Genomic DNA, 17,056 nt, shown 5'->3' with positions numbered 1-17,056 from the left:
GAGAACATTGATGACAAGTGCCGTTAGTGTGCTGGATTTTGGCGCAGTCGGAGATGGGGTTACCGATGATTACCCCTTCATCCAGGCGGCGCTCGATGCCGTGGGAGATAGCGGTGGCGGTACCGTAATCCTGCCCAAGGTGTCCGGGCGTTATCTGATCAGCCAGGGGCTGAAAATCCCGAGCTATGTGACGCTGGAAGGGTGCGCGCCGGCTCGATATCCGTTCAACGCGGGGAATCTCAACTCCTCGGCGCTGGTGGCGAAATTCAGCGATCCGTTCCAGTGGGTCATCGAACCCAAAACGCGGGTGGCCCAGCAACCCGTGCCATATAATGTCATGGTGACTGGATCCGCGCAGAACGATTTCACGATCAATTGCTGCGTACGAAATCTGGTCATCACTTCGCTGGAATTGGACGAAAGCGGCAATCGTCGCGCAGTGCCCTATGGTGGCATCCGAATGCACGGCTGCCCTGGCTCGATCGTCGAGAATGTCGCTATCGACAATGTTGGGTGCGGCCTGCTGGTGAATTTCTCAACCGGGGGAAGCTATGTCGTGCATACGCTCACCCATTACTATGGTGTAGCCTGCTGGGAGGATTCGAACGCCAACAGCTTCGACGTCTATTCGACCCGAAAGGACCTGTCGCTCGGGCAGATCGTGCCGAGCGCATATCTGATGCCCTTCATGTCCGCACTGGATGGCGATCTGATCTCGGAAGGCCTGAGTACCAACAACCACTATAACAGGCCGTTCGGCCTCCTGGTTGGCGCAACGGGCGATCGCGCATCGGTGAACAGCAGCTTTGACGTGACGATCGAGAATTTTTCCGGCGGCATATTCCAGCGGCGCGCGCTCGCCATGAATTTTGGGCGTGCCTATGTGGAGGGCCCGCCTCCTTCCGTCGATATCGCCATGGTCGCGGCGCGATCGACCTTCAAGGCGGCTACGCTGCATGCCTATATCTCGGCGCCCGGCAATCTATGGGGCTCTCTGTTCGATATCGGCAATGAAGTCTCCGCATGTATCGCGCCGAACGGCATGATCTATCCCGCGAGCTTCGGCACGGTTTCATCGAGCGAAAGCACCCGGATCGTGCTCGAGGGCGTGAAGCCCAACGACGGGACGGAGATGGGGGACAACGGGTTCACGCCCCATGCCCCGCTCCAGCCGAACGTCGTCTACGGAGACTCCACCCCTTGGCATCCCCTGGCGAGTCCGATTGTGGCCGGGACGACCAGCATGTTCCTGAATGGCTGGTCGAACGTGGGTGGTGTTTCGGTGGACGCCGCATATCGCCTGCAAGGCGATACCGGAGTCGTGCAGCTTCGCGGCTTCATTACCGGCGGTTCGACGGGCACGGCAGCCTTTACGTTGCCCGCCGGCTTCCGGCCGTTCAAGCGGCGGGCCTTTACCACGGTTGGCGGAGACGTCGTGATCGACATGGATGGCACCGTAACTGTTTATACCGTCGGAGGTACCATAGGCCTGGATGGTATCGGTTTTGATCGCACCTAGCGCTTTGGATTGAGGTGAAGTGATCCCGGTGTTCCTGCTTCGGCTGAGTCCGGGGCAGGAAACATCCGCAGTGAGGCGGCGCCGCCTTCCTTGGTCCCCGGCTTTCGCCGGGGACCTGTGTTGGGTGTTTGGGCAGGCGGTGATCCTCACCCCATCTCCGCCAGCAGTTCCGCCAGCTGGGCGAGTTGTTCGGGCAGGCCTTCCGCCGCGCCGATGCCTTCGTCGAGCGCTTCCTTGGACGGGTAGCGTTCCTGGAAGGTCACCAGGGTCTTGCCGTCCCGTTCCTCGAAGGTGACCGAGGAGATCGGGCCGGTGTCCCCGCCTTCCTCGTTGGTCCAGACGATGCGGGCGTTGGGGATCACTTCGATGTACTTGCCGAAGAACGCCCAGACCTGGCCGCCTTCGGCCTCGAACTCGATCCGGTAGCCGCCGCCGACGCGGACATCGAGTTCGCGGACGTGCATCGGGACGCCCATCGACCGGGGTGCCCACCAGCGCTGGAACAGCTCGGCCGTGGTCCAGGCGCGCCAGACGAGGTGCGGCGGGGCGTCGAACAGGCGCGTCGCCTCCACCTCGGTGTCGGACGTGCGCGTCACTTTGGTGGCGCCGAATTCAGTGGCGTTCAGGCTCATCCTTGTTCTCCTTGGCTTTGAGTTCCGCGATGATCTCGTCCAGCGCGTCGAAGCGCGCGTTCCAGAGCTGGTGATAGCCGGCGATCCAGGCGGCCTCTTCGGTCAGGCCCTGTACGCCGAGCCGGCAGGTCCGCACCCGGCCGATCTTCTCGGTGACGACCAGCCCGGCGCGCTCGAGGACGTGGATGTGCTTCTTCATGCCGGTGAGGGTCATGTGGAAGCGCTCGGCAAGGTCGGTGATCGAGGCCTCGGCGCGCGCCAGCTGCTCGAGCACGCCGCGCCGGGTGGCGTCCGACAGCGCGGCGAAGGACGCGTCGAGGCGGGCAGTGGCTGAAAACTGAACCATATGGTTCAGTGTTAGCGCGAGGCAGAGCTGCATGCAAGTGCAGGGAACCGTCGCCCGTCGCCGCCGGTTGCCTTGGGCAAAGAGGAGCGCGCGCATGGAACTGCACCGCGGACGATTGATCGATCATATCCAGCTCGTCGTGCGCGACCTGGCGGCGAGCCGGCGCTTCTACGGCGCGGTGTTCGAGGTGATCGGGGTGCCGATCGCCGGCGAGGGCGAGGATTATTTCTGGGCGGACGAGCTGTTCGTCTCGACGCCCGAAAGCGAGGCCGCGGCGGGCAAGCTGACCGGGCGGCACCATATCGCCTTCCAGGCGAAGGACCGGGCGACGGTGGACCGCTTCCATGCGGAAGGGCTGGCGGCGGGTGGCGTGGATAACGGCGCGCCGGGCGAGCGGCCCTATCACCCCGGCTATTACGGCGCGTTCCTGATCGATCCCGACGGCAACAATATCGAGGCGGTGTATCACGGCCCGGCCGAGATCTCGGCGGAGAGCGTGGTGGTGACGTTCTAGGGGTGAGGGGGAGTGGGTTGAGTTGATGGCCCGAGGAAGGTTCTAGATCGTCATCCCCGCGAAGGCGGGATGACGATGGGAGATATGAGGGTTCAGCCCCGCTCCCGCACTTCCTTGAGCCACCGCGCCCGCAGCTGGGCGGCGCTGCCGGGGATCAGCTCGTCGAGGAACTCCGCCACCGCGATCCGATCGAGCCGGAAGGTGCGGAAGCTGGTGCGCAGCTCGCACCAGGCGACGACGACGCGGGTGGTGTCGGCATAGCCGATCATCAGCGGCCAGATCACGCGCTGCGTCGCGCGGCCCTGTTCGTCGGCATAGTCGAGGCGCAGCTTGCGGCCGGCGCGGATCCAGGCGCGCAGCTGGACGGCGTCGATGCCGTCGACCGGCCGGTCCCAGGCGGGCACGGCGCGGGTGGCGGGATTGCCGAGGAAGGGGCGCATCTCCTCGGGCAGCACCGCGGCGATCTTGGCGAGCAGGTCGGTCGCGGCGCGGGCGAGGCTCTCATCGGCATGGCCGGCGACCCAGGTGGCGCCCAGGGCGACCGCGTCGATCTCGTCGGCGGTGAGCATCAGCGGGGGCAGGTCGAACCCGCTTTCGAGGACATAGCCCACCCCCGCCTCGCCGCGGATCGGCACGCGCTGGCCGATCAGCGCGGCGATGTCGCGATAGACCGAGCGCTTCGAGGTCTCGAGCTCGATGGCGATCGCGTCGGCAGTGATCGGGCGCGTGCCCCGGCGCAGGATCTGGACGATTTGGAAGAGGCGGTCTGCTTTCCGCATTTGCTGGTTCCCTGGCGGCGCCGACTCGTTCCGCGCCGACATCCCGACACCTACTGCCATGCTGCTGACACCATGCTGGCAGCAGCATGGCAGTAGGTCGAGTCCCGTCAGATCAAACGGGAGCCAGGAAATGACGACCAAGACCTATCATGGCAGCTGCCACTGCGGCGCGGTGACCTTCGAAGCGGACATCGATCTCGCCGCGGGCACGGGCAAGTGCAACTGCAGCTATTGCCGCAAGCGCCGCAACTGGGGCGCGCTGCTCAAGCCCGAGCAGTTCCGGCTTCTGTCGGGCGAGGAAGCGCTGGGCGAATATCAGTTCGGCACGAAGAGCGGGCATCACCGCTTCTGCAGCAAATGCGGCATCGCGCCGTTCGGGACCGGCTATGTCGAGGCGATCGGCGGGGCATTCGTGTCGGTGCAGGTGCTGTGCCTCGACGACGTGCCGCTGGAGGAGCTGGAGGCGGCGCCGGTCAACTATGCCGACGGGCTGCACGATGCCTGGTGGCAGGAGCCGGCGGAGAAGGCGATCCTGTGATCCCCGGTCAATCCGCGTCGGGTTCCCAGCTGCTCGTGCGTTCCTCGTCGGGCAGCCGGGCCAGCGCCCTTTGGGCGAGCGCGCGGATTTCGTCCCAGCGCGGATCCGACCAGAGCGCTTCGCGACGCCAGAAATCGGCATGCGTCTCTCCGCTCAGCGCGCGCAGCATCGCGCCGAGCGGGCGGATCGCCTCGATCTCCTCGGGGCTGATCTCGCCCCATTCGTGCATGTGGCCGGCGGCGCGGTAGATATCGTCGAGCTCGAGCGCGAGCTCGTCATTGCCGTAGCGCGAGGCGTCGCCGTCGGGCGTCAGATGGCGGAGGATCGATTCGAGATAGGCGTGCTGGGCATCCGCCTCATCGGCGAGGCGGGCGACCGTCTGTCTGAGCATCTGGTAGCGCCTGGGCATGCGGCGATGCTTCCAGCGGGCATGGTGGCTGGCAATAGGGGAAGGACGCAGAAAGGCCGGGGCGCGAACCCCGGCCTTTCCCTTTGCGCAGCGCGGCGGCTTCAGAAGCCGGCGCTGAGCGTGACGAACGCCTGGCGCGGGGCCGAGGAGTGGAACACCAGCACGGTGCCCGTCGCATCGTCCGGCGCGAACACGCTGCTGTCGAAGTTCGACGCGTAGCGCTTGTTGGTGAGGTTGGTGATGTTCAGCGACAGCTTGAGGTCCTGCACATAGGCGAAGGAGCCGTAATCGTAGCTGACGCCGAGATCGAAGGTGGTGACCGGGCCGAAGCTCTGGTCGTTGGTGTAAGTATAGTAGCGGCGGCCGGTATACTTGCCCTGCAGCGAGGCCGAGAGGCCGCCCTGCTTCACGGTCAGCACGCTGGCGAGCATCGTCTTCGGCGTGTCCACCTGCTGCTTGCCGGCGGTCAGCTTCACCACGCAGGTGGTGGTGCACCAGTTGAGATTCTCGTCATAGGTCGACTTGTTGTACGAAGCCGAATTGTACCAGTTCAGCCAGGGCGCCGGCTTCCACAGCACGCCGATCTCTGCGCCCTTGCTGGTGACGCTGCCGGCATTGTGGAAGCTGTTGCCGCAGCCCGGGTTCTGCTGCTGGTTGGTCGGGCAGGGATTGTACTGCAGCAGGCGGTTGTCGAACTTCACATAATAGCCCGACAGCGCGACCTGGAGCGGACCGCTGACATAGCGATAGCCGCCCTCGACGCTCTTCGAGGTCTCGGGCTTCAGATACTTGCCCTGCTGGTTCCACACGGTCTGCGAGACCGACTGCGGGCCGAGTTTGAAGCCGCCCTGGAACATCGCCATGTTCTCGGCATAGCTGGCGAACAGCTCATGGCCCGGTGCGACGTTCCAGTGCACGCCGACCTCGGGGAGGAAATTGTCCTTGGCGACCAGCGTGCCGCTGGCGAACTGGCTCGAGGCGGGCGGGGCCGAGGCGGCGATGCCGCGGATCGCCTCTGCGTCCGACTTGGAATAGGTGCTCTTGAAGCCGAAATCGACGCTCAACGCATCGTCGAACAGGCGCACCGTGTCCTGCACGAAGAACTGGTGGGTCTTCCAGCGGGTCTCCTGCACCCACTGGGCGGTGTTCGGCTGGCCCTTGAGATACTGGGCGAGGCTGAACGGACCGGTGACGTTGGTCCAGATGTAGCGCGCGGCGCTGCTGGTATTGTCCTCGACCCACAGGCCGGCCTGGAACTCGTTGAAGGCGACCTGCCAGTTCAGGCTGGCGAGCACGCCGGTGCGGTCGATGGTGTAGCGCGTGTCGCGGATCTGGACCGGCACGTCGTCCGCGGTGGTCGACGTGCCCTGGTTGGACAGGCCGGTGATGAAGTTGTTGCCGGCGCCCTTGTCATTGTGGTGGTAGACCTGGGTGTGGACGCTCAGGCCCTTGGCCAGCTCGAAATCGCCCGACAGGTAGAACAGGTTGTCGTTGCGCAGGATCTGGCCGTTGGTGAAGGTGACGTCGGCATTCTTCGTCGGCGCGGGCGCGGCGGCGCACTTGAACGGAGTGGTGGTCACCGTGCAGGCGGCGACGCCGACATAGGCCTGCCAGTTCGGCGCATAGCCGCCCCAGTCCCAGCCCAGGCGGTTCAGCATGTCCTTCGACAGATAGGCGTCGTCGGCCTGGTTGGTGCGCGAAAGATCGGCAAAGGCGGTGATCTTGATGCCGTCCGCCTTGTACTGGACCTTGGCGTTGAGCTGCTTGCCGGTCGAGCGGTTATAGGCCGGCTGGTTCACGAACAGGTCCTGCTCGACATACTGGCCCGAGACATAGGCGGAGAAGCCGCCATGCTCGCCGGTGTCGAGGCGGACGAAGGTGCGCAGGCTGCTCTCGCTGCCGAGCGTCTGGCTGACCGCCAGCGCCGCATCCTTGCTCGGATCGCGGCTGACATAGGTGAGCGCGCCACCCAGGTTGCTGGTCGAGGGGATGGCGAGGCCGGCGATGCCGGTGGCGAGATCGGCGCGGCCGAGATTCTCCGAGATCAGCGCGCGGCTGATCGTGAGGCCGTTGTAATTGTTGTAGGCGCCGTCGCCGAGCGGCATGCCGTCCAGCGTGTAGCCGAGATGGGTGGTGTTGAAGCCGCGCACCTGGAGCGAGAGCGACTGCTCGTTGACGCCCAGCGCGTCGATCGACTGCGCCATCACGCCCGGCAGGAAGTTGAGCGCCTTCTGCACGCTGGTGCCCGGCGGCAGCGTGTCGAGGTTCGACGGCAGCAGGGTCGAGACCGAGCGGGTCTGGCCGCTGCCGACCACGACGATGTCGCTGCTCGTATCGGCGGTGCCGGTGTCCTCCGCGGCGACCGCGGTGCTGTCCTGCGCATGGGCGGCGGGTGCGAGCGCGACGAGCGCGGCCGACGCCATCAGAAGAGCATGAACCTGGCCCTGGCGCAGCCGGCGGCGCGAAAAATCGATCATCGTCATTTCCCATCCCGGCGGCCGGAGGGCCGCCCCCGGGGGAGCCGCTAGGTAGGGTTGGGGACGGTATCGTTACGGAGATACGACAAATCGGTGACGGTCTGTGTTGGCCATGTTACGTTGCCATTTGGCAACAATCCGGGCGGCACGCCGCATGTCGCTGCCCAGCGAGGGGCAATGCTTCGGCGCGCTTCGGCAATGGACGGTCCTTTCCCGGCGGGTTTGCGAGCGACATCTCCTGTGCGGGGCAACTTCCGAAATGGTGCCGCTTCCCTTGTGAGCAACCGTCGGCAAGCGTCGGTTTTTGTTGCTGCGCGATCATGAACATGCAGGATGCCGCCCCGAACAGGGAGGGTTTGTCATGCGTCGTTCGGTACGATTCGGGTTGGCGGGTTTGCTCGCATTGGGTGTTGCGGGGCCGGCCGCGGCCAAGGGGCCGGACATGGACGCCGCAGTCAAGGCGGCGATGGCCGAGACCGGCGCCAAGGGCGTGGCGGTCGCGCTGATCGACAAGGGCCAGGTTGTCTCGGTCAAGACGTACGGCGATCGCAACGCCAAGGGCGAGCCGCTGACCGCCGACACCATCATGTACGGCGCATCGCTGACCAAGGCGGTGTTCGGCTATCTCGTCACCCAGCTGGCGGCGGAGAAGAAGCTCGATCTCGACGCGCCGATCGCGGCGATGCTGGCCAAGCCGCTGCCAGAATATGGCAATCTCGACGCCTATGGCCATTGGGGCGACCTGGCCGGGGACGAGCGCTGGCGCAAGGTGACGCCGCGCCATGTGCTCAACCACGCCACCGGCTTCGCCAATTTCGCGGTGCTCGAGCCCGACGGCAAGCTGCGCTTCCACTTCGATCCGGGCAGCAACTACGCCTATTCGGGCGAGGGCATCTCGCTGCTCCAGTTCGGCGTCGAGAAGGGGCTGGGGCTGAGCGTGGAGACGGAACTGCAGCGCCGCTTCTTCAAGCCGCTCGGCATGACCCGGACCAGCCTGGTATGGCAGGACAGCTTCGGCACCAATCTGGCGGACGGCTGGGACGAGGCGGGCAAGACCGAACCGCACGACGACCGCAGCCGGGTGCGCGCGGCGGGATCGATGGACACGACGATCCACGACCTGGCGATCATGACCGCGGCGATGGTGCGCGGCCAGGGTCTGCCGAAGCAGTGGCGTGTCGAATATGCCCGCGGCACCCAGAAGATCCCGAGCAAGACGCAGTTCCCGACGCTGAACAACCCGGCGGGGCCCGGCGAGGGCACGACTGCCAAGGCGGCGCTGGGCGTGGTCGCCTTCACCGGGCCGCAGGGCGCGGGCTGGCTGAAGGGCGGGCACAACGAGGTGACCGCGAACACGCTCGTCTGCCTGGAGAAGGGCCAGCGCTGCGTGCTGATCCTGGGCAACGACGTGCGGATCGAGCGGGCCTTCCCCAAGCTGGTCAAGGCGGCGCTGGGCGAGACGGGTGTGCCCTATGCCTGGGAATATGGCTTCAAGGACTGAGCGTGCATGGGCCGGGCGGGCGGCCGGGGATGCTGGCCGCCCGCCCGGCGCTGCTCATTCGATCGTCGCGCCGACGACGCGCCAGCTGCCGTCCTCGAGTTCGAGCGTGATCGTCTCGATCGCGTCGGCCTTGTTGGCATAGCTGGCGCGGAACTTGACGACTTCATAGCCATTGGGCGGTGCGGGCAGGCTCTCCTGGCCGAGCAGGGTGCGCGACACGAGTGCGCCGAGCGGGGTGCGCACCTTCTCGGATACGGTGCGCCAGGTCTGCGCGGTGTTGAGCTTGCGGAACGCACTGCCGGTTGCCTGGTAGCTGTCGTCCCAGCGGCTCTGGTCGATCAGGGCCAGCCACCGGCGCGCCGCATCGACCACCTGCGGATCGGGCGCGACACGGGTGGCGGTGGGCGTTGCCGCCGGGGTGGAGGCCAACTGCGGCAGCGCGGTGAGCGCCAGCAGGGCGAGGGCAAAGGTCATGAAAAGCACTCCGATGAGGATCGGGGCCAGGCGCCGGGCCTGCCCCACGCCGTGGACCGGCGCGGTTTCCTGATCGGTCGGCATGTGCTGCGGGTCTTCCCCGATTCCCGTGTCCCCGAGAGATTGGGGGTGCGGGGAAGCCGGGGCCGGGCCCTCGGCTTCGAGCAGCAGGCGCGCGGCTTCGCGGCTGCTCGATACGGCGAGCTTGCGCCGCGCGTCGCGCAGCCGCTCGTTGATCGTATGGACCGAGAGGCCGAGGCTGCGCGCGGTCGATTTCGCATCATGGCCACGCACGATCAGGCGAAGCGTCTGCTTCTCCTTCTCGGTCAGCGCCCAAAGGCCTTGTGTCGCCCGACTGCTCATGGCTGCCGGCCTAGGTCAGGGGAAATGCCGCAGCTACCCCGAAAAATTCGTACCTTGCAGTGCGGTATCAGGCGCCCGCCACCGTCAGCCGGTCCAGCTGTTCGCGGGTCAGTGCCACGTTCCAGCAGCCGACCAGCTCCTCGAGCTGCGCGATCGAGGTGGCACTGGCGATCGGGGCGGTGACGCCGGGCTGGGCGGCGAGCCAGGCCAGGGCGATCTGGGCGAGGGACGCGCCGGTCTCGGCGGCGATATCGTCCATCGCGGCGAGCATCGCCGGGCCCTTTGCTTCCATGAACGCGGTCATCCGGCCGCCGCGCACGCTCTTTCCGAGATCGGCCTCGGAGCGGTACTTGCCGGTGAGATAGCCCGAGGCAAGGCCGTAGAACGGCACGCAGCCGATATTGTACTCGACGCACAGGTCCTGCAGCTCGCCCTCATATTTGTGGCGGCTGAGCAGGTGATACTCGTTCTGCAGCGCGCGGAAATGCGGCAGGCCGTCGCGCGTGGCGATGTCGAGCGCGGACTTGAGGCGCATCGCGTGGAAGTTCGAGGCGCCGATCGCCTGGACCTTGCCGGCCTTGATGAGCTTGTCGAAGGCGGCGAGGACTTCCTCCTGCGGCACGTCCTCATCGTCCTGATGGGCGAAATAGAGGTCGATCGTCTCGACACCGAGGCGCGCGAGGCTGGCGTCGCAGGCGGCGGCGATGCGCGTGGGGGCGAGCTTGGTGCCACCCTCGCCGTCGAGCATGCCGACCTTGGTGGCGATCTTGACCTGGCCGCGCTTGCCGGAGGTGCGGAGCCATTCGCCGATGATCGTCTCGGACTCGCCGCCCTGATGGCCGGGAACCCAGGCCGAATAGACGTCGGCGGTGTCGATCAGCGTGCCGCCGGCCTCGGTGAAGTGGTCGAGCACCGCGAAGCTGGTGGCCTTGTCGGCGGTCCAGCCGAAGACGTTGCCGCCGAGGATCAGCGACGGCGTCTCGATGCCGCTCGTGCCAAGGTCTCGCTTGCTGCTCATTGCTGCTCCGTTCCGTTGGACTGGCTGGCATTGACGTCGATCGCGGCGGCGGCCGCGTCGAGCTGGCGTGCCTCGCTGCGGCTCAGCCCGCCTTGCGAGTCATCGGATGCGCCGCTGCCACAGCCGGCGAGCGCGACGAGGAGGAGCAGGGGCGCGAGCCGCATAGGCTTATTCGTCGCCCGAGCCTTCGTCGCCCGAACCCGCGCCGCCGGCGGTGTTGCCGACCGGCACGGCCTGGTCGTAATTGCTCTCGGCGGAACCGAAGGCGGCGTTCTCGGCGGCGTTCACGTCGCTCACCGCTTCGCCCATCGTGTTGCTGTCGCCGGCGACCGATTCATTGGCCTCGGCGGCTTCGTTCTTCGCCTTGTTGCCGCAGGCCGAGAGGCCGAGCAGCGCGACCGCCGCGAGCGGGAGGAAGATCTTGCGCATGACGGGGATCCCTTTTGCCTGTGTTGGTGGACGGGGTAGCGCAGCGGTTGGGCGAGGTGCAACGCTCTAATTCCTCCCCCAGCTTGCTGGGGGAGGGGGACCGCCGAAGGCGGTGGAGGGGCGGCGGACGCAGTCCGCCGGGTTCCCCGGCGGCCCCTCCACCATTCGCTATCGCGAATGGTCCCCCTCCCCGAGGCAAGCTCGGGGAGGAATTGGCTGTCCTCCGTTGACCCCATATAAAGATATCTTTATATCTCTAACCGCCATGCAGCAGGCCCTCGCCATCTTCCGTGCCCTTGCCGATTCGACGCGGCTGCGCATCCTTGCGCTCGTCCGCTCGATGGAGCTGAGCGTGGGCGAGCTGGCGCAGGTGCTCGGGCAGAGCCAGCCGCGGGTCAGCCGGCACGTGAAGATCCTGTGCGACGCCGGGCTGCTCGAGCGGCGCAAGGAAGGCAGCTGGGTGTTCGTCGGGCTGGGTGCCGCCGCGACGGTGGACCCGATGCTGGCGGCGCTCGACGGCTGGGACAAGGCGGATCACTGGATGATCGCCGACGAGGCGCGGCTGGCGGCGGTGCGCGCCGATCGCGCCAGCGCGGCGGCGGACTGGTTCGAGAACAATGCCGGCGAATGGGACGCGATCCGCTCGCTCCATGTCGCCGAGAGCGAAGTCGAGGCGGCGATGTCGCGCGCGCTGGGCGACGGGCCGGTCGGCTATCTGGTCGACATCGGCACGGGTACCGGGCGCATGCTCGAGCTGTTCGCGCCGCGGGCCGAGCGGGCGCTGGGCATCGACCGGTCGAGCGAGATGTTGCGTCTTGCGCGCGCGAAGCTTTCCGAGCAGGGGCTCGCGAATGCCGAGCTGCGCCAGGCGGACCTCTATGCGTTGCCGCTGCAGGATGGCGGGGCGGACCTCGCCATATTGCACCATGTCCTGCACTTCGCGCAGCAGCCGGGTGCGGCGATCGGCGAGGCGGCGCGGGTGCTCGCGCCCGGCGGGCGGCTGCTGATCGCCGATTTCGCGCCGCACGAGCGCGAGGAACTGCGCAGCAAGGATGCGCATACGCGGCTCGGCTTCTCGGACGAGCAGGTGCTCGGCTGGTTCGAGGTGCATGGGCTCGCGCCCGTCCAGGTCGAGATGCTGGAGGGCGGTGAGCTGACGGTGAAATTGTGGCTGGGTCGCAAGACCGGCCAGCTGAACGAAAAGGTGAGGGCCGCATGACTATCCTGGACCCGCTGGCGGCGCCGCTCTTCGCGGACGTGGCGGGCGATATCGACGTGAGCTTCGAATTCTTCCCGCCCAAGACGGAGAAGATGGAGGAGACGCTGTGGGAATCGATCGAGACGCTGAGCCCGCTGGGGCCGCGCTTCGTGTCGGTCACCTATGGCGCCGGCGGCTCGACCCGCGAGCGGACGCACAACACGGTGGCGCGGATCGCGCGCGAGACCGGGATCCCGGCGGCGGCGCACCTCACCTGTGTCGAGGCGACGAAGGAAGAGATCGACCAGGTCGCGCAGGAATATTGGGAAGCGGGCGTGCGGCACATCGTGGCGCTGCGCGGCGATCCGCCCCGCGCCGGCGAGAAGTACAGCACCCATCCGGGCGGCTATGAGAATGCCGCCGATCTCGTTGCGGGCCTCAGGAAGCTGCATCCGTTCGAGATCTCGGTCGCGGCCTATCCCGAGTGCCATCCGGATTCGCCCAATCCGTCGGCCGATATCGAGAACCTCAAGCGCAAGATGGATGCGGGCGCGACGCGGGCGATCACCCAGTTCTTCTTCGAGCCCGAGACCTTCTTCCGCTTCCGCGACGATGCCGCCAAGGCAGGGATCGATGCCGAGATCGTGCCGGGGATCATGCCGGTGATGAACTTCGCCAGCGTCCAGCGCATGTCGGCGATGTGCGGCACCGACGTGCCGGCCTGGATGGGCCGGCTGTTCGAAGGGCTCGACGCGCATCCCGCCGCACGCCAGCTGGTCGCGGCGACGCTGGCGGCGGAGCTGAGCCGGAAGCTCTATGCGGGCGGCGTGCGGCAGTTCCACTTCTACACGCTGAACCGGGCCGAGCTGAGCTATGCGATCTGCCACCTGCTGGGCGTTCGGCCGAAGGTCGGCGCCGAGGTTGTGGCGGCTTAATTCTTACCCCGTCATCCCCGCGCAGGCGGGGATCCAGGGTAACAGGCGGAGTCCTTCGTGACTCTGGATCCCCGCTTGCGCGGGGATGACGATTGGGAAGTTATGATGACTGCACGCGAGAAACTGCTGGCCGAGGCCGCCAAGCGCATCCTGATCACCGACGGGGCGTTCGGCACCGAGATCCAGAACTGGAAGCTCGATGAGGCCGCCTATGCCGGCGACCTTGGCCTTTCGCACGACCAGAAGGGCAACAACGACATCCTCGCGCTGACCAAGCCCGAGGTGCCGGCGAGCATCCACCGCGCCTATTTCGAGGCGGGGGCGGACATCGCCGAGACCAACACCTTCTCGGCCAACCGGATCAGCCAGGCCGATTACGGCGCCGAGCATCTGGTGCGCGAGATCAATGTCGAGAGCGCGAAGCTGGCGCGCAGCATCGCCGACCAGTTCGAGGCGAAGGACGGCCGCCCGCGCTTCGTCGCCGGCGCGCTGGGGCCGACCAACAAGACGCTGTCGCTGAGCCCGGACGTCAACGATCCCGGCTATCGCGAGATCGACTTCGACTATCTGAAAGACGTGTACCGCGAGCAGATCGACGCCCTGGTCGAGGGCGGGATCGACTTCGTGCTGATCGAGACGGTGTTCGACACGCTCAACGCCAAGGCCGGCGTGATGGCGGCGATCGAGGCGGCCAACGACCTGGGCCGCGACCTGCCGATCATGCTGTCGATGACGCTGACCGATCTTTCGGGGCGTAACCTTTCGGGCCACACAGTCGAGGCGTTCTGGCACGCCATCCGCCATGCCAAGCCGCTGACGATCGGGCTCAACTGCTCGTTCGGCGCCGAGCAGCTGCGCCCGCACGTGAAGACGCTGAGCGGCATCTGCGACACGCTGATCATGGTCTATCCGAACGCCGGCCTGCCCAACGAGCTGGGCGCCTATGACGAGGCGCCGGTGACCACCGCCGGGCTGGTCAAGGAATGGGCCGATGCCGGCCAGGTCAATGTGCTGGGCGGATGCTGCGGCTCGACCCCGGCGCACATCAAGGCGATCGCGGATGCGGTGGCGGGCCTCCCCGCGCGGCCGATCCCGACGCCGGAAGTGCGCACCCGGCTGGCGGGCCTCGAGCCGTTCACGATGGCGGCGTAATAGCCCTCTCCCGCTTGCGGGAGAGGGTTGGGTGAGGGTGCAAGCTGGCCTCACTGACGACGTTTGAAACTTACACGACTCACCCTCACCCCGACCCTCTCCCGCAAGCGGGAGAGGGGGAAGAAGGGGAAGGAAGAAAGAAGACCAATGACCACCGCCTCCTCCACCAACTTCGTCAATATCGGCGAGCGCACCAACGTCACCGGCTCCGCGCGCTTCAAGAAGCTGATCATGAACGGGGACTATGCCGCCGCCGTCGAGGTGGCGCTGCAGCAGGTGGAGGCCGGCGCGCAGGTGCTCGACGTCAACATGGACGAGGGCCTGCTCGACGCGCACGAGGCGATGACCACCTTCCTCAAGCTGATCCAGGCCGAGCCCGACATCGCGCGGATTCCGGTGATGGTCGACAGCTCGAAATGGGACGTTATCGAGGCGGGCCTGAAGTGCGTATCGGGCAAGCCGATCGTCAACTCGATCAGCATGAAGGAAGGCGTCGACCAGTTCCTCGAGCATGCGCGCAAGTGCATGGCGTACGGCGCCGCGGTGGTCGTCATGGCGTTCGACGAGACCGGCCAGGCCGACACCCAGGCGCGCAAGGTCGAGATCTGCGAGCGCGCCTATAACCTCCTGGTAGGCATCGGTTTCCCGCCCGAAGACATCATCTTCGATCCCAATGTGTTCGCGGTGGCGACGGGCATCGAGGAGCACAACAACTACGGCGTCGACTTCATCGAAGCGTGCCGCGAGATCAAGGCGCGCTGCCCGCATTGCCATATCTCGGGCGGCCTATCGAACCTGAGCTTCTCGTTCCGCGGCAACGAGCCGGTGCGCAAGGCGATGCACTCGGTGTTCCTCTATTATGCGATCCCTGCGGGCATGGACATGGCGATCGTCAACGCCGGTCAGCTCGACGTGTACGACCAGATCGAGCCCGAGCTGCGCAAGGCCTGCGAGGACGTGATCCTCAACAAGGATCCCGAGGCCGGCGACCGGCTGGTCGCGCTCGCCGAGAAGTTCCGCGGCACCGATGCGGTGGCGGAGAAGCAGGCGGCGGAGTGGCGCGGCTGGGCGGTCGAGAAGCGATTGGAGCATGCCCTGGTCAAGGGCATCGACGCGCATGTCGTCGAGGATACCGAGGAGTGCCGCCAGGCGGTGTTCGCCGCGGGCGGGCGCCCGATCCAGGTGATCGAGGGTCCGCTGATGGACGGCATGAACGTGGTCGGCGACCTGTTCGGATCGGGCAAGATGTTCCTGCCCCAGGTGGTGAAGTCGGCGCGCGTGATGAAGAAGGCCGTCGCGCACCTGATGCCCTATATCGAGGCCGAGAAGTCGGAAGGCGCCAAGGCCAAGGGCTGCGTGATCATGGCGACCGTGAAGGGCGACGTGCACGATATCGGCAAGAACATCGTCGGCGTCGTCCTGCAGTGCAACGGCTTCGAAGTGATCGACATGGGCGTGATGGTGCCCTGGACGGACATCCTCAAGGCCGCGAACGAGAATGACGCGGACATGATCGGGCTTTCGGGGCTGATCACGCCTTCGCTCGACGAGATGGTCACCGTCGCCGAGGAGATGCAGCGCTCGAACATGACGATGCCGCTGCTGATCGGCGGCGCGACCACCAGCCGGGTGCACACCGCGCTCAAGATCGAGCCGATGTACAAGGGGCCGGTGGTGCACGTGCTCGACGCCTCGCGCGCCGTCGGCGTGGCCACCGCGCTGGTCTCGGAGACGCAGCGCGACGATTATGTTGCCAAGGTCGCGGCCGAGTACGAGCAGGTGCGCCAGGCGCGCGCCGGCCGCGGGCAGAGCGAGCTGTTGCCGCTCGAAAAGGCGCGCGACAATGCGTTCGAGGCGGACATGAGCCTGAAGCCGGCCAAGCCGCGCATGCCCGGCGTACACGCGTTCGACGACTGGGACCTGAAGGACCTGCGCCAGTATATCGACTGGACGCCGTTCTTCCGTGCCTGGGAGCTGGCGGGCAACTACCCGGCGATCCTGACCGACGAGGTGGTCGGCGAGAGCGCTTCGTCGCTGTTCGCCGATGCGCAGAAGATGCTCGACAAGGTCATCGACGAGAAATGGCTGACCGCGCGCGGCGTGGTCGGGCTGTGGCCGTGCGCGCGCGAGGGCGACGACATCGTCGTCCATGTCCAGGACGAGGAGCATTTCCGCCTGCCGATGCTGCGCCAGCAGATCGCCAAGCGCGAAGGCCGGGCGAACATGTGCCTGGCCGATTTCATCGATCATGACGGCGACTGGATCGGCGGCTTCGCGGTCTCGATCCACGGCATCGAGCCGCATCTGGCGCGCTTCAAGAACGCGATCGACGACTATTCGGACATCCTGCTCAAGGCGCTGGCGGACCGCCTCGCCGAGGCGTTCGCCGAGCGGCTGCACCAGTTCACCCGCACGTCGCTATGGGGCTATGCCGAGGGCGAGCAGCTCGACAACGAGGCGCTGATCCGCGAGCAGTATCGCGGCATCCGCCCGGCGCCGGGCTATCCCGCCTGCCCCGAGCACAGCCTGAAGCCGATCCTGTTCAAGATGCTCGACGCGCATCACAGGACCGGCATCTCGCTGACGGAGAGCTTCGCGATGCTGCCGACCGCAGCGGTCTCGGGCTTCTATTTCGGGCACCCGCAGGCCGAGTATTTCGGCGTGGCGCGGATCGGCCAGGACCAGCTCGAGGATTATGCGCAGCGTCGCGGAATCGATGTCGCGCTGGCGACGCGCTATCTGCGGCCGAACCTGGACTGAGAAGCGTAAAAT

The 17,056-nt window shown here is 66.5% G+C and carries 17 protein-coding genes; 8 read left to right on the top strand and 9 right to left on the bottom strand.

Annotated features, from left to right (window positions below; genetic code table 11):
• Positions 1-10: 10 nt before the first annotated feature.
• Entirely contained in the window at positions 11-1,519 is a 1,509-nt protein-coding gene (locus tag GGR46_RS21905) for a glycosyl hydrolase family 28-related protein (RefSeq protein ID WP_184000209.1), read from the top strand.
• A gap of 146 nt (positions 1,520-1,665) precedes the next feature.
• Here GGR46_RS21905 and GGR46_RS21900 read toward each other — a convergent pair whose 3' ends face one another.
• Both GGR46_RS21900 and GGR46_RS21895 read right to left on the bottom strand, forming a co-directional pair.
• Entirely contained in the window at positions 1,666-2,151 is a 486-nt protein-coding gene (locus GGR46_RS21900; protein WP_184000208.1) for an SRPBCC domain-containing protein, read from the bottom strand.
• A complete protein-coding gene (locus GGR46_RS21895; RefSeq protein WP_184000207.1) occupies positions 2,132-2,497 on the bottom strand; it encodes an ArsR/SmtB family transcription factor in 366 nt (121 codons plus the stop codon). Before GGR46_RS21895 ends, GGR46_RS21900 begins: the two co-directional genes overlap by 20 nt.
• A gap of 94 nt (positions 2,498-2,591) precedes the next feature.
• Here GGR46_RS21895 and GGR46_RS21890 point away from each other — a divergent pair, with 94 nt between their 5' ends.
• Positions 2,592-3,011: a VOC family protein gene (locus tag GGR46_RS21890; protein ID WP_184000206.1), complete on the top strand. Its 420-nt coding sequence runs from the start codon at positions 2,592-2,594 to the stop codon at positions 3,009-3,011.
• A gap of 92 nt (positions 3,012-3,103) precedes the next feature.
• Here GGR46_RS21890 and GGR46_RS21885 read toward each other — a convergent pair whose 3' ends face one another.
• On the bottom strand, positions 3,104-3,790 hold the full coding sequence (locus GGR46_RS21885; protein WP_184000205.1) for a helix-turn-helix transcriptional regulator: 687 nt from the start codon (positions 3,788-3,790) through the stop codon (positions 3,104-3,106).
• Positions 3,791-3,920: 130 nt separating this feature from the next.
• Between GGR46_RS21885 and GGR46_RS21880 the strand changes: the two genes are divergently transcribed.
• A complete protein-coding gene (locus tag GGR46_RS21880) occupies positions 3,921-4,328 on the top strand; it encodes a GFA family protein (protein WP_184000204.1) in 408 nt (135 codons plus the stop codon).
• A 7-nt stretch (positions 4,329-4,335) separates the two neighbouring features.
• Here the strand turns inward: GGR46_RS21880 and GGR46_RS21875 are convergent, their stop codons facing one another.
• Complete coding sequence (locus tag GGR46_RS21875) at positions 4,336-4,737, bottom strand: hypothetical protein (protein ID WP_184000203.1); 402 nt, start codon at positions 4,735-4,737, stop codon at positions 4,336-4,338.
• Between the two features lie 101 nt (positions 4,738-4,838).
• Entirely contained in the window at positions 4,839-7,214 is a 2,376-nt protein-coding gene (locus GGR46_RS21870; RefSeq protein WP_246426303.1) for a TonB-dependent receptor, read from the bottom strand.
• A gap of 442 nt (positions 7,215-7,656) precedes the next feature.
• Here GGR46_RS21870 and GGR46_RS21865 point away from each other — a divergent pair, with 442 nt between their 5' ends.
• Positions 7,657-8,715 carry a serine hydrolase domain-containing protein gene (locus GGR46_RS21865; protein WP_221262956.1) on the top strand — a complete coding sequence of 353 codons (1,059 nt, stop codon included), beginning with the start codon at positions 7,657-7,659 and terminating at the stop codon, positions 8,713-8,715.
• Between the two features lie 54 nt (positions 8,716-8,769).
• Here the strand turns inward: GGR46_RS21865 and GGR46_RS21860 are convergent, their stop codons facing one another.
• The 4 genes from GGR46_RS21860 to GGR46_RS21845 all read right to left on the bottom strand — a co-directional run bounded on the left by GGR46_RS21860 (position 8,770) and on the right by GGR46_RS21845 (position 10,999).
• Positions 8,770-9,552 carry a helix-turn-helix domain-containing protein gene (locus tag GGR46_RS21860; protein ID WP_184000201.1) on the bottom strand — a complete coding sequence of 261 codons (783 nt, stop codon included), beginning with the start codon at positions 9,550-9,552 and terminating at the stop codon, positions 8,770-8,772.
• A gap of 67 nt (positions 9,553-9,619) precedes the next feature.
• Positions 9,620-10,570 (bottom strand): aldo/keto reductase, encoded by a 951-nt coding sequence (locus tag GGR46_RS21855; protein ID WP_184000200.1) that lies wholly within the window; start codon positions 10,568-10,570, stop codon positions 9,620-9,622.
• Positions 10,567-10,734 carry a hypothetical protein gene (locus GGR46_RS21850; RefSeq protein WP_184000199.1) on the bottom strand — a complete coding sequence of 56 codons (168 nt, stop codon included), beginning with the start codon at positions 10,732-10,734 and terminating at the stop codon, positions 10,567-10,569. The genes GGR46_RS21855 and GGR46_RS21850 overlap by 4 nt, the downstream gene beginning before the upstream one ends.
• A 4-nt stretch (positions 10,735-10,738) precedes the next feature.
• Positions 10,739-10,999: a hypothetical protein gene (locus GGR46_RS21845; RefSeq protein WP_184000198.1), complete on the bottom strand. Its 261-nt coding sequence runs from the start codon at positions 10,997-10,999 to the stop codon at positions 10,739-10,741.
• Positions 11,000-11,264: 265 nt separating this feature from the next.
• On the opposite strand from GGR46_RS21845, the gene GGR46_RS21840 reads away from it, so the two are divergent.
• The 4 genes from GGR46_RS21840 (at position 11,265) to metH (ending at position 17,044) form a co-directional block, all read left to right on the top strand.
• Positions 11,265-12,218 carry an ArsR/SmtB family transcription factor gene (locus GGR46_RS21840; protein ID WP_184000197.1) on the top strand — a complete coding sequence of 318 codons (954 nt, stop codon included), beginning with the start codon at positions 11,265-11,267 and terminating at the stop codon, positions 12,216-12,218.
• The gene (gene metF / locus GGR46_RS21835) at positions 12,215-13,132 is read left to right on the top strand and encodes a methylenetetrahydrofolate reductase (protein ID WP_184000196.1); all 918 of its coding nucleotides are present in this window, start codon (positions 12,215-12,217) and stop codon (positions 13,130-13,132) included. The genes GGR46_RS21840 and metF overlap by 4 nt, the downstream gene beginning before the upstream one ends.
• Before the next feature lie 105 nt (positions 13,133-13,237).
• Complete coding sequence (locus GGR46_RS21830) at positions 13,238-14,284, top strand: homocysteine S-methyltransferase family protein (protein ID WP_184000195.1); 1,047 nt, start codon at positions 13,238-13,240, stop codon at positions 14,282-14,284.
• Between the two features lie 147 nt (positions 14,285-14,431).
• On the top strand, positions 14,432-17,044 hold the full coding sequence (gene metH, locus GGR46_RS21825; RefSeq protein ID WP_184000194.1) for a methionine synthase: 2,613 nt from the start codon (positions 14,432-14,434) through the stop codon (positions 17,042-17,044).
• Positions 17,045-17,056 lie beyond the last annotated feature (12 nt).

The organism is Sphingomonas kyeonggiensis (genome assembly GCF_014196745.1).
GTDB classification, from domain to species: Bacteria; Pseudomonadota; Alphaproteobacteria; order Sphingomonadales; family Sphingomonadaceae; genus Sphingomonas; species Sphingomonas kyeonggiensis.
The sequence above is the reverse complement of the archived record's forward strand: the minus strand, read 5'-3'. Positions and strand labels throughout refer to the sequence as shown.